Source organism: Cupriavidus sp. C2SS-8b, assembly GCF_057073745.1.
This window is the reverse complement of sequence record NZ_CP172716.1, coordinates 29,625-53,030: the sequence shown is the minus strand read 5'-3', so window position 1 is coordinate 53,030 and position 23,406 is coordinate 29,625. Positions and strand designations below refer to the sequence as shown.

The 23,406-nt window shown below is 59.3% G+C and carries 15 protein-coding genes and 1 pseudogene; 3 read left to right on the top strand and 13 right to left on the bottom strand.

Annotated elements, in window-relative coordinates; all coding sequences use genetic code 11:
* Positions 1 to 53: 53 nt before the first annotated feature.
* The 3 genes from ACIGJB_RS00180 to ACIGJB_RS00170 all read right to left on the bottom strand — a co-directional run bounded on the left by ACIGJB_RS00180 (position 54) and on the right by ACIGJB_RS00170 (position 6,168).
* Positions 54 to 2,978, bottom strand: a complete 2,925-nt coding sequence (locus tag ACIGJB_RS00180; protein ID WP_483730852.1) for a hypothetical protein — start codon at positions 2,976 to 2,978, stop codon at positions 54 to 56.
* Positions 2,979 to 3,097: 119 nt separating this feature from the next.
* Entirely contained in the window at positions 3,098 to 4,960 is a 1,863-nt protein-coding gene (locus ACIGJB_RS00175) for a phospholipase D family protein (RefSeq protein ID WP_483730851.1), read from the bottom strand.
* Positions 4,957 to 6,168, bottom strand: coding sequence for a DUF6361 family protein (locus ACIGJB_RS00170; protein WP_483730850.1), 1,212 nt, complete (start codon positions 6,166 to 6,168; stop codon positions 4,957 to 4,959). The genes ACIGJB_RS00175 and ACIGJB_RS00170 overlap by 4 nt, the downstream gene beginning before the upstream one ends.
* Before the next feature lie 231 nt (positions 6,169 to 6,399).
* Between ACIGJB_RS00170 and ACIGJB_RS00165 the strand changes: the two genes are divergently transcribed.
* From ACIGJB_RS00165 to ACIGJB_RS00155, 3 genes and pseudogenes are all read left to right on the top strand, one after another.
* A complete protein-coding gene (locus tag ACIGJB_RS00165; RefSeq protein ID WP_483730849.1) occupies positions 6,400 to 6,618 on the top strand; it encodes a ribbon-helix-helix protein, CopG family in 219 nt (72 codons plus the stop codon).
* Complete coding sequence (locus ACIGJB_RS00160; protein WP_483732373.1) at positions 6,612 to 7,103, top strand: hypothetical protein; 492 nt, start codon at positions 6,612 to 6,614, stop codon at positions 7,101 to 7,103. The genes ACIGJB_RS00165 and ACIGJB_RS00160 overlap by 7 nt, the downstream gene beginning before the upstream one ends.
* Positions 7,006 to 7,604 (top strand): annotated as a pseudogene (locus tag ACIGJB_RS00155) (YdcF family protein). Before ACIGJB_RS00160 ends, ACIGJB_RS00155 begins: the two are co-directional and overlap by 98 nt.
* 156 nt (positions 7,605 to 7,760) lie before the next feature.
* Here the strand turns inward: ACIGJB_RS00155 and ACIGJB_RS00150 are convergent.
* From ACIGJB_RS00150 to ACIGJB_RS00105, 10 genes are all read right to left on the bottom strand, one after another.
* Positions 7,761 to 8,150: a hypothetical protein gene (locus ACIGJB_RS00150; RefSeq protein WP_483730848.1), complete on the bottom strand. Its 390-nt coding sequence runs from the start codon at positions 8,148 to 8,150 to the stop codon at positions 7,761 to 7,763.
* Between the two features lie 173 nt (positions 8,151 to 8,323).
* A complete protein-coding gene (locus tag ACIGJB_RS00145; RefSeq protein WP_483730847.1) occupies positions 8,324 to 10,189 on the bottom strand; it encodes an ATP-dependent helicase in 1,866 nt (621 codons plus the stop codon).
* Positions 10,190 to 10,201: 12 nt separating this feature from the next.
* Positions 10,202 to 12,082, bottom strand: a complete 1,881-nt coding sequence (locus tag ACIGJB_RS00140) for an ATP-dependent nuclease (RefSeq protein WP_483730846.1) — start codon at positions 12,080 to 12,082, stop codon at positions 10,202 to 10,204.
* A gap of 60 nt (positions 12,083 to 12,142) precedes the next feature.
* On the bottom strand, positions 12,143 to 14,902 hold the full coding sequence (locus ACIGJB_RS00135) for a pPIWI_RE module domain-containing protein (protein ID WP_483730845.1): 2,760 nt from the start codon (positions 14,900 to 14,902) through the stop codon (positions 12,143 to 12,145).
* On the bottom strand, positions 14,902 to 18,126 hold the full coding sequence (locus ACIGJB_RS00130) for an ATP-binding protein (protein WP_483730844.1): 3,225 nt from the start codon (positions 18,124 to 18,126) through the stop codon (positions 14,902 to 14,904). Before ACIGJB_RS00130 ends, ACIGJB_RS00135 begins: the two co-directional genes overlap by 1 nt.
* A gap of 103 nt (positions 18,127 to 18,229) precedes the next feature.
* A complete protein-coding gene (gene tnpC / locus ACIGJB_RS00125) occupies positions 18,230 to 19,819 on the bottom strand; it encodes an IS66 family transposase (RefSeq protein ID WP_483730843.1) in 1,590 nt (529 codons plus the stop codon).
* 57 nt (positions 19,820 to 19,876) lie between these two features.
* Positions 19,877 to 20,230: an IS66 family insertion sequence element accessory protein TnpB gene (gene tnpB / locus ACIGJB_RS00120; RefSeq protein ID WP_158577782.1), complete on the bottom strand. Its 354-nt coding sequence runs from the start codon at positions 20,228 to 20,230 to the stop codon at positions 19,877 to 19,879.
* Positions 20,230 to 20,700, bottom strand: coding sequence for an IS66-like element accessory protein TnpA (tnpA, locus tag ACIGJB_RS00115; protein ID WP_483730842.1), 471 nt, complete (start codon positions 20,698 to 20,700; stop codon positions 20,230 to 20,232). Before tnpA ends, tnpB begins: the two co-directional genes overlap by 1 nt.
* Before the next feature lie 254 nt (positions 20,701 to 20,954).
* A complete protein-coding gene (locus ACIGJB_RS00110) occupies positions 20,955 to 22,442 on the bottom strand; it encodes a restriction endonuclease-related protein (protein WP_483730841.1) in 1,488 nt (495 codons plus the stop codon).
* A 366-nt stretch (positions 22,443 to 22,808) separates the two neighbouring features.
* Complete coding sequence (locus ACIGJB_RS00105; RefSeq protein WP_483730840.1) at positions 22,809 to 23,306, bottom strand: 3'-5' exonuclease family protein; 498 nt, start codon at positions 23,304 to 23,306, stop codon at positions 22,809 to 22,811.
* Positions 23,307 to 23,406: the final 100 nt, after the last annotated feature.

The window sequence follows — 23,406 nt, the reverse complement described above, 5'->3', positions numbered from 1 at the left end:
CTACTTGCTAGGCTATCGAAAATAGGATAAAAACCAGCCCCGCTGCCCAACTATTATGCGGCTTCGCAGCCAGGCCAGCGCGCTCCTGGCTCCGGCCGGTACGGGGACAGATTAAGGACCAGCCCCCGCAGGATTCGCAAAGTCGCCTCGTCGCGCGCGGCTAGCGACTGTATCAGGTCCTCGGGATTGGGCTGGCCCAGCGCAAGCCGATACAACAGCCGTTGATCCTGAAGCTGCGCGAACCGCAGCTCATCCTTACCCAGAGGCAACCGGAACAAGTAGCGGCTAATATAAGCGCCATCCGTCTGCCACCAGGGCCGCATCCCGGATTCGTCGCTGCATTGCTGGTTGGCTAGCCGTTCGACGGCAGCCCATGGCGAAGTGCGATCAGCTTCTTGTGTGCAAAGGACCTCCTCACCCAACTTCGCCGCTAGCACCCTGCGCACCGCGAGACCCGCATAGCGATTAACCCGGCCCTCCCTTTGCTCGAGTTCGACCGGCGTCGGGCACAGGTCCCAATGAGCAACGCGGGAGCACCAGGTATGGAAGTCGAGTCCTTCCTGGCCAACCGAGGTCGATGACAGAACGTGGGGCCAGAACGGCGTGTTGAATGCCACACGCAGGTCGTCTGATCGCGCCAATGGACGGCCGGCTAAGCTTTCCTTTGCGCCAAGCTTGGCATAGCCCTTATCTTCAGTTCCACCGAACGGCACCGCCGCATGGCAGCGGATGCGGATGCCCTTGGACTTCTGCTCATTGGGTTCCAGCCTCTGGAACGTGAACGACCCCGCGCTCAGCTGAAATGTCTTGGCCAAGTCTTCAGCAAGCTTCGTGCTGCCACCTTCGACCGTAGGAAGGCGCATCCAGTAGTGCTCGTCCAACACTGACTCGAAGCAGCCGTCGACCATGAGGGCGTACACGGCCTCCACGATCTTCCCTTTGCTCCATTTGGCCCAGAAGACTGGTTCGTCCAGGTATATGCGCAGACCATTCCAGGATAGCGACACCAGTTGTGCAAGCTGACCCGGGCTCAGCGCGGTTGGGTGATGGCGAAGCAACGCCCTGGCACAAATTACCCCCGGCGCTGACAGCGCCATCTCGACCAGGTCGTCCAATTCGCGCGCACTGAGTGCCTTGAGCGGTTCAACGGCACACCAGCTCTCTCGCATTTTCGCCAAGCTCGCATCGCGCCCAGCCGGTCCTGACCAAGCGTCCCATACGGCCAGAGTGTGCTTGAATCGACTTTCGATGGCGGCCAGTACTTTCCACACTGGCCGGTGCGTGGAACGCCGCGCGGGCTTGCGCTCGTCGGGCAGCTCGACTTCAGGTCCCAGCGCTGTCCGAATCTGGATGCGTAGCTTCCGACGAACTCTGGCAAGCGAGCCGGAAATTCCACCTGCGAGTGGGTCCGTCATTGCGGCCAGGAAAGGCGAAGGGTGGAACAGCGCAAACAGCGGCATTTGCGGCTTGCTCGGTTGGAGGCGGCTAGCGCGCACCGCGAGCCGATAATTTCGCTGCCCAGCATGGAGTTCGGTCGCGTCAATAGCATAGCTAGTGAGTGCCGCAATGCTTTGAGGGGTTGCCTTGAAACGGCTGAAGACTAGTAGCTTTTCCGGCGCCCGACGTTTCCAGGCGCCGCGGAGGTCCCACCAACGCAGGGTAGGTGCAATCCATGGTAGGGCGAGGTTGCCCGGGGGCGCTATCTTGTGCAACGCTCGCAGCTTCGGGTGCGGCCATGCTGCAGGGAGCTCGAGCCCGTCGACCGCGCCTGAATCCAACTTCGGCCCGGTCAACTTGACGCGTCTGCGGCGCTTCCACGCGTCATAGCGAGGACCAAGCGCCTGGGCTGGCAGGGGCACGGAAAGCCAGTACGCCAAAGCGTCCCCTCGGTCCTTGGGTTGGAATAGCGAGACGAGTGCACGATATGCCTTCATGTCCGCAGGCAACAGCGGTGCCATGGAATGTTGCGTCATGTACTCCGGTGCTGCGGCGTCGTGCATCGCTCGCTCAGTGCGCGCCATCACTGCCGTCATCTTGCGCTGAATCCTGTCACGCAACTCGCGGGCATCGGCTTCCAGCTCGCCCTGCAGCCCGGCGTTGCCGGCCGCCCGCGCGATCGCCTGTAGGAGTGCGCCAAAGTTCCGAAAATCGTCGGACAGGACCTTGCTGAAGGTCGTGCTGCCTTTCAGGAATGCCAGAAGCTCAAACAACTGCAGGTGGGCATCGTCGCCAACACTCGGATAGGGCGTGCCGGACAGCAGCAGGACTGCCGGGCGCATGTCATTCACGCCGGCGTAGAGCGTGCTGACCAGCCGGTCTTGGCGTCCATCTACGGAGATCATCTCCCGGTATTTTTGGAACTCGTCCAGGATCACCAGGTCGGGAGGGTGCAGAAGCAAGGCGGCGTGCGAAAGCGCGCGCCGCAGCCGCGTCAACAGAGTACGGGCGGAGCTCTGCGCCACCAATGTGCCGAAGTCATCCATCGCATCACCGAACTCCTCGTGCATGGTGCGCCGGAACAAACCGAAAAATCGAGCGGACAAGCCGGCCGCCCGCTGCTCCATCCGCCAGCGCGCTTTCTTCCACGTCTCGTCGCCGGCCTGCCGGCGCAGGAGTTTGTCGGGGATCTCAGCCGCCACCGTTGGCAGAGCCCGCTCCAGGATTGCCAGCAGAAAGGCTCTCTCGTCGACCCGTCCGCCGGTAGCGCCGGTTGCCTTGCCCGGAAAGGATGTTGCCGGTGTCAGCGCGAACAATTCCACCGGACCGCGCAGGCGCGGCGTCATCGGTATCAGGGACAGCCTTTCGGCGGGCGAGACAAGATCGTGTGGCGTCATTTCCTGGAGCGCCGCAACCAGCCGATCACGGTTCTGGTGCGCCACGCGCAGCCCATTCGTGATGTAATAGACGATGACCGGGCGGCGCGGGTCAATTTTCTGACGATCGGCCACGAACGCTGTGATGATCTCCCGTGCAACCATCGTCTTCCCAAGGCCTGGTTCGTCTGCCACAAGGAAGCGTCGCATCCCCTTAGTGTCGCTAAGGATGGAGCAAGCTCGCCGGGCCGTAGCGGACTGGAACGGTTGGGCGCGCGCCGCCATCAGCGTAACCCCAATGACGCGTGGGCGAGGCTCCAGACCCGGCGCAATTCGTGCAGATGCGCTCGTTCGGCTTCCGCCTGGCCGGCAACCCGCAGCACAGCATCCGTGTACGCATCAACTCTGGCATAGGCTGCAGCGAAGGCCTCGGGGTCGCGTGCCCAGCAAGACAAAATCTCCTCCAGCGTTATTTGGGGGAACGCTCGCACCTTCCAGCGTGCGGGCTGTAGGTGCACTTCATCGTAGCCACCCAAATCTTCGCCGTAATCATCCTTATCTTCGTCATCCCAGTTAGGCTCATCTGTATCGGCGCCGTTCCCATTCAACATGGCGCGCACCCACGCGAGGAATTGTTGGGGACCCAGGTGCGCAGCAATTGCAGCCCGGTCACGCTCAGCGGGCAGGGCGGGTTCGATGGCAAATTTCTGCAGCCACTCGCACACTTGTCCGGCCAGTTCCAGCTGGACACGGACCAAGCCAGTCTGCTCGGCTACGGGCACGCTGCCAAGCAGGACGGTTCGTTGCCCCGCCGGCCAGGGGACGGTCTCCGTCGTTGCCAGTCCGACCCGCAACTCCACATCCATGGCAGACAGGCACGGCGCCTCGGCCGCAACCAACGTGAAGACGTCGCCATCGCGCTGTAGTAGAGCATCCAACGACGCGGCTAAGTGACAACGGCATTCTTCAAGCCGCTCCGCCACGTGGTCTGGCTCGATGGGTGCAATCCGCAACGCAGCGATCTCAACCGGTCGAGCCAGGCCTACTAGGTGTCTCAGGCCGTCTAGCATGGCGACTTCGCAATCGATTTCAGCGATGACCTCGACGTTCCTGTTGCCCCATCCCCGTTGGGTCGCGTTCGCACTACCAACCCACAGCTTGACGGCACGTCCAGTCACTAGCGCGATAATCTTTGCGTGAAGGCCGAATGGCACGACTTCGCCCTCCTGCGGTGCGGCAATGGCCTGCGCGTCCGGTACGTCGGCCGGCTGGGGCACGCTCGCATCGGGCTCCGGCTGATCGTAAACGTAAACATACCTTCCGAATTTTTCGAGGGGGACGCCGGCTTGGCTGGCGAGTTCGCGCGCCGCCATTTCCGTCGACACCAGGATGCGGGCGGAATGTTCATCACCCCAAGCACCTATGCGTTTTATAAAAGTGCCATCCAGGAATGGGCTGACTACGAAGATTTCATCTGCCCGAGCCACATCAGGCAGCTGCACTAGCGTTTCATGATCGCGCTTAAGAGTAATCCGCTTGACTTTGACTCCAGGCGGCATGACCCACTTCAAGCCTTTCAACTGCTCAGCGACGGTATTGGGATCCACCCCTGGAATTCCTGCGAGCGTGGCCAGATGGTAGCCAAGGTCGGCCACCCCTTCGATGTCGCGAGCGCGCCTATCGCCGGTGCCGGCGTTAAGGACCAGTCCGAAATCCAGGTTCCAGGCCTTAGTGAGGTTTTTGCTTCCGATCAACAGTCGCCAGGAGGTCGGCTTGTCGGCCTGTTCGTAGCCAATCAGGGCAATTTTTGGGTGCCAACTGCTGATCGATTCATCGCAAGCCACTTCTGTGACGAACTGATCGAAAACCGCCGCGATTTTTGGCGTGCGCCGCGGCTTTGCCAATCTCCCTCTCTGGACCACCACCCCGATTCGTCCCTTAAGGGCTTCGATGGCCTCGGCCATATCGGCCCGAGTTCCGCTCCCATTATCGAGATCCCGGCCGGCCAGTGCCAATAGTGTGGCGCCTAGCGACCAGAGGTCCGCCGAATAAGTGGCCAGCAGCGCGAACCGGACCCGCTCACCCGGCGGCGGTCGTAACGCATCGAGATAGGACTGATTCGGCCAGGCTTTCGGCGCGTTGCTCACGATTGCCCGTGTAGGTCGGCAAGCATCTGGGAGACCCGGTCCCACCGATAGTGGAGCGGGCTAGCTTGGGGGTAATCGTTGCTGCCCCATTCGAGGCGCCGTGCCTGTGCGAACCCGCGGTCCGGTAACCGCGCGCGGGATCGCTTCCGGTCTAGTTCGGCCATTTCATACACCGCCCGCAATGGCTCCGGGCTCCGCTTTCCGCTGCGCAGCCATTCCGTGGTTTGCTCCAACACGGCCCTCAGGGTATCTGGAAGACGGCCGACATCGGCCTCGACTGCCGCCAAGTCGAACCGGAGAGCCCCTTCAGCGTGTTCCTCGACAACTGCAACGAGGTAGTCACGGTGTTTCCTCGGTGTGGGCTGCCGATCGCGCTGCTCTCGCGTCTGTTCAACCAACGCCGCGTACACACTGCGGCCAATGCCCACCAGTGCCGCAGCGGCCGAAGCACGTCGGAGTGAGTGCGCCTGGTCGCCGGCGACTTCGCACACCTCCTCCGCCCAGCAAGTCGGCAGGGCCATGATATCGGGCAAAGAGTGCTGAGCAAGCTGCGCTAGCAGTGGGCGCGTACCGTCCGCGCATCGCAGCCTTTTCCATTGTTCGCGGAAAAACTTTCGCTCGACGAAATTCAATTCGAATCTAATCTCGTCGTCGGAGCTCCAGTCGTCCGGTACCGGCGGCAACGAGTTAAACGGCTCGATTACCGCACCGAGCGGCACACCGTCATCGTCGCGGGAAATCTTACCGGGCCTCAGGCCGCGATGCACATCCGCGCGGCTGTAGTGGCGCAGGCCATCCTTCCTTCGCAAAATGCCCCAAGCGCCGAGGGCGCCCCAATAGACCATGGAGGGCGGCTGGCTGCTGATGTAATTAGGGCTATCGCGGCCGATGATGCCGCGCTTCTCCTTCACGTCCGGCAACTTCTTAAGCAGGCGCACTACCAAGCGGCGCTCCGCGTCGCGCACAGCGTTAATGACGCTTCCCTTTGGCGGCTTGGCGCGCAGGGCCTGATACATCCATGGGACGAAAAGAGCATATCGAAGACGGGTCTGCAGTACCGATGTACCTGGGAAGAAAAGATCTGCATAGCGCTGGTGCAAATGCAGGAAGCCGATCTCGTCCCGAACGCCCTGAGACTTATCCGCCATCTGAGCCTCTGCGCGGCGCAACGCGTCCCGCGATAAATAGGTCCAGCCGAATGTCGACATGAAACGTTTGACAATTGATGCACGTGCTCGGATTGTATCGACGAGCAGCGCATTGCGCACTTGGATAAGGAGCCCAATCGCACAATTTGGCGACCTAGACTTTGGCCACCGATGGTGTTGTACTAACTGCACCAGCTGAGAAGTTCTCTAGTACCGTCCGGTAGTGATAAGCCAAGCTTGAATGCGCTTGCAGCGTGGCATGTGGCGCCTATGCCACAATTGGAGACGGATGTGGGCCGAATCTTGGTCAACTTGCCTGATACGCAAATAGAGGAATTAGCGTCAATAGCGGAGGCCGAGCACCGTCCACGGGCGGCTGTCATCCGTGATGCCATCGAGGCGTACATCTCGCAGCGAAAGCTGGCGCTTGAGGCTGATGTGTTCGGGTTATGGAAGGGCAAGAAAACCGACGGCCTCACATACCAACAGAAGCGGCGCTCGGAATGGTGAAGTCACTACCGTTCGCTGAAAGTGCTGGCGCGCGCTGGCGGCGCATCGGCCTTGCACTGGTTGGCGCATTGCTCAATGGCGATGCCATCGCGCTTATGCTAATGGGGCTGTTCAACTTTGGTGTTGTCCCTCCCCTGGCAATCGGCTCTGCCTTTCTCGCGCTGGCATGGCGCTGGGAGGCCGTGGCGCAATGGCGTGTGGCCAGCCGGCGGCACCAATGGATCTGGGCGGTAGGCTGGCTGGGCTTTTCCGCGTGGCTGGGTGACGTTGGCGATGTTCTTTCAAGTCATCAGCTCCGGCACTTCCCAATCTGCGGCAAAGGGATCGCCCGCAAAGACCATCCTCATCCTTGGCTCCGGCACGCCGCATTGCACCGCGTCGCCTACCTTGGTCGCGCGCCTGAACGAAGGCCTAACGCTGGCACGGCAATGGCCTATGGCGCGAGTGGTGGTGAGCGGTGGCCAGGACTTCGGACTGCGGTGTAGCGAAGCGGACATCATAGCGGACTACCTGACCGCGCACGGCATGGCGCCGGACCGCCTGATCCGGAGGATCGAAGTATCAGTAGGGAGGACAACATGCACTTCAGCGGCCGGATGCTGGAGCAACAGGGCGTGAGCGCTGCAGACCCGCTGATACTGGTGACCAGTGATTTTCATCTGATGCGCGCTAAGCGGATTGCCCATAAGGCGGGGTTCCAGGCGGCTTCCGGTGTGGGGGCAGCAACGCCGCTTTATTTGCGGTACAACGCCTGGTTGCGGGAGTATTTTGCGTTTATCAGCGGGTGGATGTTGAGGGAGTTTTTAGCCCCGGAGTACCCCCGCGCCGGCCCCCAACTCTTGCAGAGAATGCTCGATGCCGCCAGCCTTGTCGGAAGGTCAGTGCGGCGCCTCCCTGTCAAGGGTATATCCGAAAAAATTAGCCAATGTTTACGTAGGGCCACCAATAGCAAGCCACCCAGCGCGGTGCGCGTGGGCATCGTGTAGTGCGTGATGCCACGGGTGGCCTGGCTGCGAATGATAGCCAGCGACCGCATGCTGAAACTCTGGCACGCTGGCCAAGGGCCCTAAGTCGTACCTACCGACAACATTCTGCGGAAAATCGCCGTCCAATGCGTCCGACAGTGACCATGGTAGTGCATCCTAGCGGCGGCGCACAATCACTGTGCCAGGATCTCCCGTCTCAACCACTACCTCTTCTGCTGTTTTCCACCCCAGCTGTTCGGACAGCTCGGAAGGCAACGGAATAATGAGATCACCGCTTTCGTCGGTTGCTGCAACCGCAGTGACCTGCCAAACGGCTGGCGACCGGATATTCGCCAAGTACTTGAGTAAGATATCCCGTAACGTTGCATCGTCATCCGGAAGTGCCAACCAATCCGCGAAGTTGTCATCGGAATACTTCGTCCAAGCCATGACTGTTTCGTCGTCCGTTTTCTTGAGAGCAGCTTCCTCCAAGCAGACAAGCATCCGGTCAACATCTTTGGCAAACTGCTTCCTAAGTTCTTGCCGTTCACTATAAGTCGGCGTCATAGCAGTGAGCTCCCATATCGACGTGTTCGCGCGCGATGTCGCAGTTCATATGACCGCGCCTAACATCGCGTTGAAGCATGTCCGTTAACTTTCCCCAGTTCTACCGATTGCATAGCCGGGTGCAAACCAACCGTCCGCTATCCAGCGCCTCAGCTGCGAGGACGCCGCGCCAACTACTGAAGCGGCGCCGAAGTTATGTATGGGGAGGGAACTCCCTGCCAGACGTCGCCCCAAGGCATCAAGCGCTGACGCGGATACGACAGATATAGCAATCGCTTCGACCTCGTCACCGCGACGAACGCGTTCCGGCGCTCCTCGTCCTTCTGCTTTTGCCCTGTGGCCCTATAGTCTGGAAACACTCCGTCCGCCATTCCAACCACAAAAACGACATCAAACTCGAGCCCCTTTGATGAGTGCACCGTCAACAGAGCCACCCCCTCTCGGGTCGCCTGGCCTGATGTTCCGAGCGCGATGTTGCTAAGGAAGCCTTGCAGAGTACGCACCCGCGAGCCGTCCGATCGCAAGAAGTGGTCCCACTCCTGCCTGAGCACGGCCACATCCTCACGAACGGCGCGTCTCTCAGGCACCTCTAGCGTATCGGCGTATTCCTCCAACGTCTTGAATGCCGGTAAGAAATCCAAGCGCCGTCCAACGGTTGCATGTACGGCGGCAACCGCGTTAGCGACGACCCGGCTCCCTGGGGCGCCTTGCGCGTCCGCCATAGCATGCATTCGTTGAACAACTTCCGCCTCGTTCGCTGGCGTACTTGAATAGGGGGGGAGATTCCATCGCTTATGAATCGCTGCCAAATGCACGGCATCCTTCGGATTTGCGAGAATTCGAAGCGCAAGCTGGAACTCGTCGACTAAGTCAGATTCGTTCTCGTGTGTGACACTGAGCCGCCTATAGTAGGGCAGACCACGGTCCTTAAGTTCCCGCTCCACCCCAAGCAAGGCATACCTGGTGCGCCCCAGAATCGCAAAGCTCGTCGGGCTGACCGAGCCTTCAATGTCCGGATGTCCCGCGACCATCAACCGTTTGAGCTCGTCGACGACGCGCGACGCCTCATTGGCCTCATCCGTTCCGACAAGAAGTTTAGCTACGCCTTCCACGGGCAGCTGACCTGCCACTGTGTATGTCGGGTCCAGCGATTGGGCCACTCGAACAACGGCCATGGATGACCGGTAGTTCTCTTGTAGATGGATCTCCGTCGCATCGAAGTCGTTCTTGAAGTCGACAGTCAGATATTTTGGGCTGGACGTATTGAAGCCATAGATTGACTGGTTCGGATCACCGACCAACATAATGTTGCGCAAGGAATCTCCGGCCAACGCGCGAATGACTGCGTACTGCGCCTCATTGAGATCCTGCGCCTCGTCCACGCACACGTAGGCATAGACACGCCGATAGAAATCGGCAATCTGCTGAAATTCCGTGAAAAGCCGGTAGGTATAGAGGAGCAAATCGTCGAAATCGCACGCCCCACATGCCTGCAATCCCGCGTTGTAGCCCTCGTATACGCGCTGGAGCACGGGGTCGTCGATGCCGTTCCCAGCTGTCGAGATCGGGTGGGCCTTAATGTACGAGATGCTCTTTAGCCAGTTATCCAGGCGCTGGTTTCTCTCCTTCATCGATAGGTGAGAGATCTCCCCTAGCAGTAGTGGGTCCTCTTCAACGACTTGAGCAAGAATCTGCTTGCGGTCCTGATATTGCTCGAAGATCTGCGGCATGGTGGTAAGCCCGATGTGCTTGCCGCGATCGGTGAGTACATCGAGGCAGAATCCATGCAGCGTCCCAACGAAAGAGCGCTTGCGCGCCTCGGCTAGATCGCCAAGCCGATCCGTCATTTCCTTGGCAGCTTTATTTGTAAATGTGAGCGCTAGAACCCGGAAATGACCAGGCACCTGCGTCAAGAGACGGCGGATACGCTCGGTCAGAACTCGCGTCTTGCCCGAGCCAGGACCAGCGATGACTAGTAGTGCTCCGTCGCCGAACTCCACGACCTGCCGCTGTGTAGCGGATAAGCGAACAGTGGACATGCTCGAGCTCCGTTACTCGACGCCGACTTTGGTCGGATCGAGCTTTTCAAGATTGAATTGATGGCCAATAACGTCGAGTAGCTTCGCGACCAGCTTCGGTACACGGCGCTCGGGCACTGCCGAAGCAATGACAGCGTTTGCCAGTGGTGTGGCATACCGCGTCTTCTTCTCGCTCACGATATCCAGTGCCGCACGCCGGCGTCCTTCAGCGCCGTTGTAGTCCCGTGTCGTCGCTACGCCTCCCACAGTCTTGCCGGGCTTTCCGTTCAGGCTGGTAATGTACTTGTCAAGGCCATCGGCACCGGCAACCGCACCGATCGCGACCTCGAATGCATCCATATAGCCGTCCTCGAGCAGATGAGCTTCGAGGTCATCCTTGTCCGGAATGACGACAATGTTGTCGCACTTGGCAATGTCGTCAATACCGACCCGCTTCGCGTCACCCTTCAGCTTGGAGACGGGCTTATCCTCACCGTCGGAGAAGATGTACCATGGGATGCCAAAGCTCTGTGCGAGCCAGATAAACGGGAAGTAGTCGGTGCCACCTACCCCTACAAAGCTAAAGCCAAGCTCATGTGCAGTGGCACCCCAGTAGGCTTGCGCCCAAAGCGGAAACGCCTGTTCTTCGGTGTCCCCTTCAAACAAAATCAGAGCGCGCGCGAACAACAGGTCCCCGCGCGATGCTACGACGGTGCGCTCCAACTTGCGAATGTCATCGTCCTTCAATTCGCTCAGATTGAGGCGCTTCGCCTTCGTTATCCCGCTGTGCTTGGTGAACAGGCGCAGCTCACTGAGCCTTGCCTGGCCGGCGAAGTAGGGGGAATGCGTGCTGACAATGCGCTGACCAGGTACGGACTTGATCTGGGCGAACAGTGCGCGCTGCGCTTGCGGGTGAAGGTGGGATTCTGGCTCTTCCAGCGCCAGAAGTGAGTGCGTCTCGTCTCCTTCCTTCAAAGCCAGCGCGTAACGCCAGGACATGAAGGCACGAAACACGAGCAGCGAGGCCAAGCTCCGAGTACCCATGCCGTGGCGCGTCAACGGAAAGGCCTGGGAGCCGGTGGTAGCAAACGTGACGTCGACACCCTTCGAAAGATCTCGTAGGCGACGCGCGACAGGTGTGATCTCCACCCCCGCGCTGTCAGCGCTGACCACCGCTGACATGTCGGAGAGATTCGTTTTCAAGTGCTGCAATACCGCGCTCTTGGAGACGATACCGTCGTTTAGCTCGGAAAGCGCTTCCTCGAATGCCGCGATATCGGATTCCTCCAAACCGAGATTGTCAGTGAGCCGTCGCCAAAATGATCCTTGACGGCGCAAATCGTCTTCCAAGTCGCGCTTCGCATCAATGTAATGCAGCGCGATGTGCTCGAGTTGCTCGGCGCTCACGCCCTCAGTTGACACGGCAGAGGACAACCAATCGTCAGCAGACTTCCATTCCGTTAGGAACCTACGCTCTAGAGCATAGTCTCCCTTCGTCGTACTCCAAGACAGCGTGGTCCGAAAAGCCATGAAGTCGTGGAAGTCCAAATCTTGCGAAATGCCCGTTCCCCAAAGGGATGTCCAGTAACTGCCAGCGGGAAACGTTGGAAGTGGGCTTCCGTCCGTATCGAACGGGCGAACCAGCACGTCGACAGTGACCGACCGATCCTGCGGCGCTGCGGCTTCAGCTGCGCCTACGTGAACATCATCCCGGCCAAGGCTCTTTCGCCCCGCGCCTATGGCGGCGTACATCGCCTCCAGAAAGCTGGTCTTTCCAGCGTTGTTCGCCCCGACCAGGACGGTCAAATCGTCTAGTTCGACGACAACATTAGTTAGTGACCGAAAGTTAGAGACGCGCACTTCTGTCACGCGCACGCCATTGACGATGGGGGCCGAGCTCACGGGGGCCATCATGCTTCTCCTCTTCTTGGCTTATTCCTTCTGCACGAACGAGAAAGACTGTCGTCGACGTACCTAGGCCCGCATATATTCAGTGAACTTCTCGATGATGCGTAGCGGCGACGGGGTCGTGACCCACCGCTCATTGCGAGCCGTCAGCATACCTGCTCGTAGGTGCTGGGCGAATGACGCGAGTTGAATATCATCGTCGAGAGGCTGCTTCTGCAGGACTACCACCTCCACCGCACGGGAGTTCAAGTGCTGTTTGTCAGGTTGGGCCGGAAAGGGGGTGAAAGGGGCAGAATTTTCTGGTGTCTTATTTGAGTTAGGTAGCATCATCTCTCGGTAGCAACTGGCGCCACGCTTATGGTGGGTAGAGGGCTTGGCCAGCGACCAAAAGGTGGGGGCTGAAGTGCCGCCGACCTGGAATAGCCGCTGTGTTGAAGTCCAGGTGCGCAGCGACAACCCGTTGTCGGAAGTTTCTCCGAATCGCTTTTCCTGGCCAATCGCCGGGGCTTGCTCCCGGACTCTCAGCAAGCGTAATGTTGGCCAACGCTCCGACGCGAGCACCCCCGGTGCAATCTGGCGCTTGTCGTCGCGCACGCCAGAGTCGGTCAGCCACGATGCTAGGCGAGCGGCCCGTGTCGAGTCGATAAAGATGACCGCATTGGCATCCCACGCAGCCATTTCGTCGAAAGTACTTGCGAAGAACTGGGCCAGCAATGTGCGCTGCTCGATGTGCGAACGCGGCAGTTCAATCCTACCTGACGCGAGGTACTTGGTTCCTTCATCAAATCGCATCCAAGGCGTCACGACGCCTTCCGCGCTCTGATGCGCAAAGCGCACCCAGGCTTTTCCACTGGAGCATTCCAAGCGCGTGGCAACAAAGACTGACTGGGAGCGATCCCATTCGGTGCGGACGACCAGGGAACTCACTGCGCCGACCCAGCGTGGCGCGTCCGAAGATTCTCCAAAGCAGGCTTCGCAGGCTTGCTTCAAGCCCCATACAGACCCGGCGTGACCAAAGACTAAGTCCAGCACTGCTGCTTGTAAACGCGGCAGAAACTTATCAAGTCTGCCCGGCTCGCTAGGCAGGAGATATTGCACAGTGCAGCCTATGCTGGCAAACGCCTTGCGCGCTGCTAGCTTGTTGACATTGTCGTCTGGTTTCTTGCGTCCATCGCCGACATCGTAGAACATGGGGGCCTGAATAAGTACCATTGCCCGTTCCGGTATGCCAACCGCCTCAGCAAACCTAAGCCACTCACGCACACGAGCTTCGAAGCGCTGTTTTCGCGTACCCTTTTCCTCCGGTAGGACGCTCCTCGGTCCATGTGTGTTTGCTGGCAAGCGGGCACTGAGCACCTTCATGCGATCCCCCAGCATCGAACTGACCGTGGTCTTGACCCATTCCACGTCGTCGGTGGCGTGGCTGATTAGGTAGATCGTCTGCCTGGTCGCATCGGATACGTAGGCTGTGTCTTTCACAAGGGTCTGAATGGAAGCGATGACGCGGCCATGATCGGGATGGGGGGCGGGGGTGCCGGATTTAAACCAGCGGCTGGATGGCGAGGTCGTAGCGCTCTCGACAACATCATCGACGGAGGCATCATCGTCCGACGAATGGCGCTCAAGCAATCGCGCTAAGGCAACTTCGGCCTTCAAGACGCTTAACGGTGGCGCCTTTACCGGCGCAGGCTTGCTGACCTTGAAGTCAGTGAAAGGGCGCAGACCAAGTACTTGAAGTACTTTGGCGGCTTCGGTGAAGGCGTCGGCCTGATCAACCAAGGGGACACCGGCTTGCAGATCCGAGCGATTGGCCTCGGCTACCTCCGCCTTTACCATGACGACCACACTGGCTCTGTCGTCGTTAGGGTAGCTAAGCACCCTGTCGTCCTGATAGTCGTGTGCGAGATCGAATGCGTACTCATATTGCGGGTAGCTGAGATCGGTCGTCCATTTGTCATTGCGCCTCATTACACTGAAACGGAAGGCATGATGCGGCCGGGCGGCGTGGGGGAAGACAAATCCCCCGATCGTGGAACTTGCCGGATATCTGCTGTTCAAGCTATCGGCCCAGCGTCGTCGCTTGAATTTCAGGTAAACCAACGGCTTGCTCGCTCCGGGGAGCGTCTGCAAGGAAATTTCGCATACCAAACTGAAATAGCCGCCTGCCGCGCTGTAGGGCCGTGTCATGATTTCAGCACTGTTGCGTTCTGGGCTGCCAACTACGCGCACTACGGGACCGAGTCCGGGGAATATCTCCTTACCGGCCAGATAGGAGGCGAGAACGCCGGCCGTAACGTCGAACGGTGTAAGAGATCCCGGCTTGAGCGAGGCTCCCCAAGGGAACACCTGGACACGAGAAGGACTCAAACGAACAACCTTATCCTCTTGGCTCAGCTTGCGTAGTGCGGCGATTCCAACGGTGTAGGCGCCACGCCCTTCGCTGAAATGGGCGAGGGCTCCTCCCGACCAATGGGCAAAGGCGTCGCGTACCTTCTGCAGATGCTCGCGGGCATTGCCGCTTGTCAATAGCCCCCAAGGCTCGGGATCATTCGATGACTCGTAGAGCGAGCGCAGTCCGATGTCGTCCTTCATCGAAGCCCAATCATCAATATTAAGCTGGAGTTGGGCGCGCAGGCTTGCGTACGGCAAGTGAATGAATGCCTCTTCGTCCTTCTCCCTGGCACGACTCGTTGCCTCGTCGCGAATTTGCTTGAGTATCCGCAGCGTGGCGGAAGTCCAACTGGTGGAAATGACATTCTGAACCAGCGGCGCAGCGTTCTCTTCAAACTCCAGCGCGAATGCCGCGTCACGAGCGATTGGCTTCATTAGGACTCCTCCGATTGGATAGGCGCATCTGCCGTCCAGAGTGGGTTATCCGCCCACTGCTCCTCTGCAGTCTCGTCCTGGGCCGACGATGCCGCTTTTAGGCCCACAATGCGCGACAACGGTTCGAGGAAAGCGCCATACAACGCACGGTAGAGGGCCGCTTCCCTGGGATCGTCGGATGAAACGCCGCGCTCAAGAATAGATCGAAGTTGCACGAGCATGCTGCTAGTCTCCGTGTCCTGCTCACCTCTGCTTGTGCGTTCAGCCCAGGCACGGTCAACGAAGAAGCATTGCACGGGGCAGCCGTTTCGCATGGCGCGTCCGATGGTCTGCAATAGGGTGACAGCGATGTTCGCAGTGAAGGGCTCGAACAATTTTCCGAGGGACCGTGCGTACAGCGGACGCCGCAGTAGCCGACCAATCTTTTGGTAGGCTTGTCGGCGAGCCCCAAGCAAGCGCTGCCCCAATTCGTCGAGCGACGTCGAGTCATCGTGGCGAAGATCGAAGTCCAGGGTGGCTCTTGCCGCCATGCTCACCGGCAGGCTCATGTCGTTAGGCGCTGGATGAGGGCGAGTCAGAAAGTACAAGGTTCCTATGACAGCATCTCGCCTGCGAGGCCCCGATGTAAACACGACATTCGTTCCACGCCCCAAAGCCCCCGGTGGGAAGATCAGGACTTGCCAGCGATCATCGTCACCCAGACTTTCCACTCGAGATGACGTCACGTAACCCGCGGTGGACCCAAGGAGCGGCAGATCGTCGACTACGGCGACGACCTTGTCCCGCCAGGCCGGAAGACGTTGATCGATGAACTGCTTTAGGCGTCGCGCCTGGTCGTAACTGTTCACAATCAAAGCCGCCTTGCGCGCTACGCCATCGCGGAGGTCGAACTGAGAGCAGTCGCGCGCAAGTTGGGAGCGGATAGGGCCGCCATCAAGCAGAGCGAATGCCATCTTCTCGAGATTGGCCATGCGGATTGCGTCGGATCGCTCACCACTGAAGCGCAGAAAACTCGTTTCTGTGCCCTCGCCGTCGGAAATCGGTCTGAACTCGTAGTGCGAAGTCGGAGCGTTATCGCGCTCCGGCTTTAGACGCTGCAGCACATAGTGAGGCGGCACTGCAATATGATGCGCCGGGCTTGGTGGCATGAAGCTCGTTGCGCTGGCGAGCAATACGGCAGGACCGCCGGGCGCGCCGTCCTCGCGCTTCGCCCAGTCGTGAAGCCGGTACATGAGTAGACGAGGGGTCCCCGCGAAGACCACATACTGCAACTGCACATCAATCGCGTTGCTGAAGGTGTTGTGTTCCGACGGTGTGGAGAAGAAGCGCACGCCACTCAGGCTGCCGAGAATATTATCTGGCGACGCCATGATTAACGCCTTGGAGGCCAATTCGTCGACATGCACTGGCTCGAGCAGGCCCTGATCAATCATGTCGTTCAGTCGCGGCGACAGCCGACGGTAGCTCAGGATGGTGAACGTGACTGGCAACAAGAGTCCGACCAGTTGTTGCGCCTCAGCATCGCTCGAAGTTCGACGTACATCGCGCAGCAGTTCGGCGATTCGCTTGCTCAGACTACCAAGCTCCTGAAGACTCGACTCGGCGAGCCAGTCGGACATCAAGCGCCCCAGTTCGCTGTGCAGGCAGGATGCCGCCTCTGCCGTGATGCCAAAAGCGCCGGCTGTACGAGCAATCATATCCGCCGGCGGCGCCAAACTACCTGCTCGGGCTCCCCGCAGTTGGAACGCACGGATTGCGGCCCCCTCCCACAGCTCGCAAAGCGCGTCCTTCGCTTGCGCTTGCGGGTCGGCTTCCAGAGTTTCCGCAAGGAGGCTAACACGCTTTGGCGATAGCCAGTCGCCAATAATTCGCAACGGCGACATCAGTAAGCCATCGAATGCCTTACGCAAATCGTCGGTGAGGCGCAGGACCGCGTGGGTCAGCGCCACGTTAAGCTTCTCGAATTCAGCAATCTCGATAGCCAACTGCGCGTACTCGATGCCGTGTAGCACGGCATTCTGCCCAGCTGCGATAGGCTGCAGCGTGCTGCGCTGCACCTGCCTATGGAATGATCGATCGTGGCCAGAAAGGCTGAGCTCGGCAATACCTCCTCGATCCAAGTCCTGTTGGGCGCGATCGGCCTCATCGAAGACGACGACATCGAAGGAGCGCGCGATCAGCTCAAAGTATCGCTCGTCAAGTGCGGTCGTCTGACGCGGCACACGCGTATCCGCTGAGAGGATGTGTCCGAGCCAGACGTTTGCCTGCGGCAACTCGCGTGCGGCGCGAGAAAAACCGCACAATGACCAAATAGGGCACAGGCGCTTCTCTAGGTCCTCGGGTCGACCCTCGGTGCCATCGGATTCGCCGCCGCGCCGCTGTAGCACAGCGGCGCAGAAACTGTCGGCAATGCCAAAGGCCGCGCTTGGGGCCGAGGTCAGCGAAGGTAGTGCGCACACTCCTTCGAACAACTGCGCGCTTTCGGATGACTCGCCAAATCCTTTCAGCGGATCATCCGTGGCGAGGGACTCGGCCAGTTTGTGCGCATGCCGCAGCCGAGTTTCGCGCGACTGGCCGACCAACAGCCCCGCTTGCACGCCGTACCTGCGCAAGTCTTCCAGATACTGGCGACATACCTCAATGGAAGGAAAAAAAACCGCCGCTTTAATGCCACGAGAACCGAGATAGCGCAGAAGGCACATCAGAAGTGTTGTCTTTCCGGCTCCCGGTAGTCCGATCAAATGCCTCAGGCCATCAAGTTCAAGGTGATGTTCAATATTGAATTGGCCGTCATCATCGACGCTGTGAAGAGCTACCGCCTGCAATCGTTGCTGCCAGTTCCCGCGGCGCGGGATCTGCATGCGCTCGTCAATGGCGTCCATTTCGCTGGCTTCGTCAAGAAGGTCCGTCCACGCGATTGAGAGGCGCCGTTCAGGAAGTCGTCCGGTGTCGTGTGTGTTGGGCTTCGGCAAGCTCGAAGGTATCGACTTGATCGAATATCGACGTGACTCGCCTGCAAACTGAACATGAATCGAAACTGGCTTGTCCGTTTGGGCGATCGTCTGCCCATGCGTAGCTGGCGCATGGGGTTCTTTCAGAGCAGACAACGCGTCGCGAAGTTCAGGAGCGACGATGTCGAACAGCGGCCTAATGGTCAGGGTGCGCTCATCGATGCGAAACAGGCGCCGGTGCCCTGATGCGAGGGCCACGTCGTTGTAGCGCACAGCAGCTGCTTTGAGAGCCGCGACAGTTGACAGTCCGCCGCAGGCTCGACGCAAATTGTCTGTAAGCGCTAGTTTCTGCACACCTTGCGTGCGATGAACTTGTTCAGGCAGGATGCGGCGGGGCGAAGTTGAACGGCAACAGGTCGCTAATGTCAGCGTCTGGCTTTCGCTTTGGCAGCTCTGTGAGCACGTGGAGCAGATAGGCGTATGGCTCGACGTCACTGGCGCGGCACGTAAGCATCAGGCTATAGATCATGGCGCTTGCCTTCGCGCCAGCCACCGTGTCCGCGAAGAGCCATGCCTTTCGACCTGTGCAGAATGGCCGAATGTCACGCTCCACCGCGTTGTTATCCACCGGCGCCCGTCCATCGATAGCATATCGACTCAGGTATTCCCACTGGTTGCGCGTGTAGGCGATGGCCTTGCCCAGGAGGCTTTCCGGCAGCACCTGTGGCGCCTGTTCATCCAGCCACGCCTTGAAGGCTTTCAGCAACGGTACGCTGTGCTGCTGGCGCAGCCGATACGTGTAGTTGGCGCGCGTTTCGCCATCGGGCAGATCTTCCTTGGCGAGCGCCTCGACCTGATACAGGGCCTTGAAGTACTCGAGGGCCTTTCCCACTCGGGCGCTGGGCTTCTTTTGACCTTTTTGCGCATCAACGAACATCCTCCTTGAGTGCGCCAGGCAGCCGAAGTGCGTGACGCCTTCGAGGTTGCGCCAGGCACTGTAGCCATCGGTCATCAGCATGCCCTCGTAGCCGGCGAGGAACGCCTGCGGATACTCCTGTCCGCGCCCCGGCTGGTAGTCGAATAGCACCACCGGATGCTCGCAGTCCTCCGCGCTGCGGTAGACCCACATATACGATTTGCTCTGAGCGGTCTTGCCTTCTTCCTTGAGCACTTGCACCGTCGTCTCATCGGCATGGATCAGCGGCTGCGACAGCAGCGTGCGGCGTAGCGCCTCGTACAGACGGCTGTAGTGCAATTGTGCAGGGCGAATGATCCAGTTCGCCAGCGTGCCACGGCCAACCCCAATCCCAGCGCGCCCCAGCGCATCCTCCATGCGGTACAGCGGCGTGCCGTCAACGTACTTGCCGATAGTCACCGTCGCCAGCATTGCCGGGCTTGCGTTGCTGCCGGGCAGTGGTTGGGCTGGCATCGGCGCGGTCAACACCGGCGTGCGCTCGGCATTGCGATCGCAGTGCCGACACGCGTATTTGAAGCGTACGTGCTGCAGTACCGAGACCTTTGCTTCGATGTGCAACTGTTCGCTGACCTCCTCGCCCATGCGGTGCATCGAGCCCTGACAGCATGGGCAGATCTTCTGGTCTTCAGTCAGGTCGTACTCGATGCGCTGGCGCGGTAACTCCGCCGGCAGCGGCTTGCGTCCGCGTTTGCCGCCTGCAGGCCTATCAGGTTCCGGCAACCCCGTGTCCGGAAGCGCGAACGCGTCATCCTCGTCGTCAGACAGGGCCGTGGCAGCCATCTGCTCAGCTTCATCGAACACGCGGTCCTTGAGCTTCTCGCTGCTCGGTGCGAAGCGTTTGGACTGTGCGAGGCGGAACTGCTCTTCGAGGAGCTTGATGCGCTCCGTCAGCTCGGCGATGTGCTGGGCGTTGGTGGCAGCCCGCGCTTCGAGTTCGCGGATATAGGCCTGGGCGGCCGGCGGCAATCGCGAGAAGTCGTGTTCAGTCATGCTGAACACGATAGTGCAGCTACTGCGCAGATAGGTATACGTCACCCCGCACGGCCATCAAGCCGTATGCTGATATTGGCGTGACGGATGGCGCTTCACTGCGTCCACATCGATACCGTCCAGCAGCCAGTGCAACTGCTCGGTTGTCAGCTCGACCACCATCTGCTGACGCCGTGGCCACGCGAAGCGGTCTTCTTCCAGGCGCTTGAGCAGCAACCAGAACCCGTTGCGGTCCCACAGCAACAGCTTGACGCGGTTGCGCCGACGGTTATGGAAGGCATAGACGGCGCGGGCAAAGGGATCAAGCTGCATCGACTGCTCGACCAGCGCAACCAACCCATTGATCCCGAGGCGGAAATCCACCGCATTGCGGTGAAGGTAGACCTGTACGTCGGAGCCGAATCGGAACATCAACGCGCTCCCAACGCTTCGATCATCGCCTTCACCAGCGCAACGTCCTGCCCGCCGCATTCAAGTTCGACCGTCACGCCGTTGGGTAGCCGCGCCTTCAGTAACGCTGGTGTCAGAGATAAGCGCTGCGGTGGCTGCGTGCGAGCTGGCGCCTCGGCCGGCGGACGTCCCCGCACCACCGGCGATTCCGTGACGCGCATCACGTCGTTCACCTCGACGACCGGCACGAACGCCGGCATCGTAGACCCTGTGGCCGCGGCGGCTTCATTTGCCACCTGGTGCAGCCGAATCCACTTGCGCAACTGGTTCGTATTGATACCGAGCTTGAGGGCCATCCCGGATACCGATACCCCAGGCCGCAGACATGCCTCGACTAGTCGGCGCTTGTCCGTCCGGTCAAAGTCTCGCTTCCCGTTGGAGCGAACACGGATCACCCTCAGCGGCAGAACGTCAAACTCGGCTTCCATCATGATTGCGTCCGCAAATAGTGTTGCGGACGCAAGCCTGCCCACTCTCAGCCGCAAATACTAGGTGGGGTCAATTTCGCGCTTACAATTGTCTAACTCCACTTCGCGCGCACGCAGTAATGGAGTACGGGCGACGCTACGGAAGCCCATCAGTAAAGCAGGTGCATGATGCAGGGAGCTCACGCCAAGCTCATGAAAGAAGAAACCAGCCAGAAGATCTAGCCTATGCAGTCCGAGTGATTGGAGTCGGCTAACGATCATGTGCTGGCTCTTAGCTTTCGACGTAGAGCACTCACCGACGTGAATTCGATATCTTGTCGGTTACACTCCTGGCGCAAGATTTCTAGATAGTTGGGAAATCGCGAAAGCGCCTGATCGTTGATGGCAACGTACTTCTTGATGAATAGGTCCAGTCCCCCAAGGCTGCGATTGAGTGTCTCAGCCAGCAGGAATGGGTTGGCATGACTCTTCACATCGATGCCAACTGTATCGTTGTCTAGGCTGATGTCACATTTGTCGCGGATAGGATAGAGGGTGGCACTTAATCCTGGTGGATCCGCGACGGCGGTGTCATAGAGGGCGATTTCGTCCTGACCAGGGCCACACCAATAGACCAGGATGTGCGGTTTGGCCACCAAACTTTCCTGAATAGAAGCCTGTCGGGCCGATCTGTGGAGCACGGGCGAATCAAAAGCCTTGCACTGGCGGACCGAACAACTCACGTGGCCTTCGACGACCGAGGCAAGCATCGGCGTCCTGCAGCTCGCACATTGCATTAGTGCCCCCCTAACCAGATGGTGAGGCTGCACCGGCTCATAGCACGAGGCCAAAAACGGTGCTGCTAACTGCATGTTCCGTGCTTCCAGGAATCTGCGTTGCTCTGCAGCGGTTGTGACTGGGTGTCGGGTAATGAATTCACGCAGTAACGAATACGCTTCGCTACCGCGGGAGGCGAATTGATCGCAGGTGGAATTCAGTTGGGCAAATGCCTGCTGCTCCAGAAGGTCGAGCTCTGAGGAGATCTGCCGCGCGAGATCGATGCATTCGATCGTAGGCAACCGGCTCTGTGCGTCGAGCAGCCGAATTGCGTGAAAGCGGAAGTTGGGCGAATCGAATACTGGCAGCCCCCAGTCACGCTCGCGTAGCGTCTGGCGGCATTTCGCCACGAGTGTATGCGCACCATCAGCTTGCACCTGCAAGCCTAACATCACGTGCAGGCTGGCCAGCCGTGACATTGCCCCTCGCAACCAAGGGGACAGGGCGGCATCGTGAATAAGAGGTTGCCCGGCACGCGCACGGCGAAATTGGTCGACTAGACCGGCGGCCAACAAGGGGATAGCTTCATGCGCTAGTGCCAGAGCCTGAGCTTCATCGACGGTCGCGAGAGTCAAACTGTTGGGATTCGGGCTCGAGTCTGTAACGCGTTGCTCCAGCAGCGCAATGATCTCCGCCGGTGCCAGGGATTGAGTGCGTTTCGCAAGAGCCTTGCGAGTTTGCCCGAACTGCACCAGCACACAGGCAACAACCAGCTGCACGAGATGACGCCATTGATACCGCTTGCGTACGGCTGGAGAGATCAGACCGACAGTCCGATAATCGACCACCACGGACCGCGTTGGGGTACGCAGCGCTTGGCCCTGCCACGTCTTCTGATCCCGTAGCAGACTCGCGCCGGTCGCGGCGAGTTCATCGAGAGACCCTTCCCACGCGGAGAGCCTGTAAAGGGCCCGGATCAGAGTGGACATCAGAACATCTCATTCAGAATCATCCGAATGCCATTCTAATATCACAACACAGTGTCGAATCAGCCCCAATCGGGGGACATCAAGCGCGTTAAAGTGCTCTACACATAACTTTTAGATCAGTGTTATGTCCTGAGGCGGTATCGTTCCCAGAGGAGGCATATGCAAACAAGAGCAGCACCAATGCATCAAGCCAAGAGCAACCCACAGCGAAAAGAGCCGCAAGCGGCACTTATGTGGCCGAAGCAACTCGACGTGCTCGGTGCAACGGCAAGCGCCTCGTCGACCTACTGCGCGCACCTCTTGGGTAAGGGCGGTAGCCGAAGCCTTACCTTGTAGGCAGTGCTTATATGAGCGCATTTCAGCGCTTCAGAAGTAGCGCGAATGCTTGACGTCGCTTGCTGCAATGGCATTGGTCAAGTCACAAGGCGTAGCCGTCCGCAAAGCGCGCGCGTCGTGCACTGCATGATGCCTTCCACCGTGTTCTTTGAAGTAGGCTTCCTGGGCGCTTCGGTCAATCAGGTGCCCTACAAGAACTCCTTTCCAACCCGGCGGGACATCCCCAAGAAGGTTGATCAACAAGTCCCAGTCGATGACGTTGTCCACACAGACGAAGCACTCTCCATGTTCGCAAATTTTCGTCCCCCAATCTAACAATGCGCTGCGCAGTCCATCGCTCGTGTAAATACTGTCCGAAAACCGCCCGAGTTGCGGTAGTACTGCTTCGCGAACAAACGCACTGCACGCCGATTCATCGAAGTCACACAACTCCCCATAAAACTCCTCACCGTTCTCAGCAACCAGAGCGATGCTAATCAACTCACAGTTGATCAAGTCGGTGAACTCCGTATCGACGAACATAAGCATGACCTTCCTCCATCTCTCGTGAGAATCGCTGCATCTATCTTGATGGGAGACTCCTCTCTCGTCGCGTGAAATTTTCTACGTCACATTTCTCGATGGCGCC

Excerpts from the sequence above, each read along its gene's own strand:
- ACIGJB_RS00180 (WP_483730852.1), bottom strand. The coding sequence starts at position 2,978 with ATGGTTGCACGGGAGATCATCACAGCGTTCGTGGCCGATCGTCAGAAA.
- ACIGJB_RS00170 (WP_483730850.1), bottom strand. The coding sequence starts at position 6,168 with ATGTCGACATTCGGCTGGACCTATTTATCGCGGGACGCGTTGCGCCGC.
- ACIGJB_RS00160 (WP_483732373.1), top strand. The coding sequence starts at position 6,612 with ATGGTGAAGTCACTACCGTTCGCTGAAAGTGCTGGCGCGCGCTGGCGG.
- ACIGJB_RS00150 (WP_483730848.1), bottom strand. The coding sequence starts at position 8,150 with ATGACGCCGACTTATAGTGAACGGCAAGAACTTAGGAAGCAGTTTGCC.
- ACIGJB_RS00145 (WP_483730847.1), bottom strand. The coding sequence starts at position 10,189 with ATGTCCACTGTTCGCTTATCCGCTACACAGCGGCAGGTCGTGGAGTTC.
- ACIGJB_RS00140 (WP_483730846.1), bottom strand. The coding sequence starts at position 12,082 with ATGATGGCCCCCGTGAGCTCGGCCCCCATCGTCAATGGCGTGCGCGTG.
- ACIGJB_RS00135 (WP_483730845.1), bottom strand. The coding sequence starts at position 14,902 with ATGAAGCCAATCGCTCGTGACGCGGCATTCGCGCTGGAGTTTGAAGAG.
- tnpC (WP_483730843.1), bottom strand. The coding sequence starts at position 19,819 with ATGACTGAACACGACTTCTCGCGATTGCCGCCGGCCGCCCAGGCCTAT.
- tnpB (WP_158577782.1), bottom strand. The coding sequence starts at position 20,230 with ATGTTCCGATTCGGCTCCGACGTACAGGTCTACCTTCACCGCAATGCG.
- tnpA (WP_483730842.1), bottom strand. The coding sequence starts at position 20,700 with ATGATGGAAGCCGAGTTTGACGTTCTGCCGCTGAGGGTGATCCGTGTT.
- ACIGJB_RS00110 (WP_483730841.1), bottom strand. The coding sequence starts at position 22,442 with ATGTCCACTCTGATCCGGGCCCTTTACAGGCTCTCCGCGTGGGAAGGG.
- ACIGJB_RS00105 (WP_483730840.1), bottom strand. The coding sequence starts at position 23,306 with ATGCTTATGTTCGTCGATACGGAGTTCACCGACTTGATCAACTGTGAG.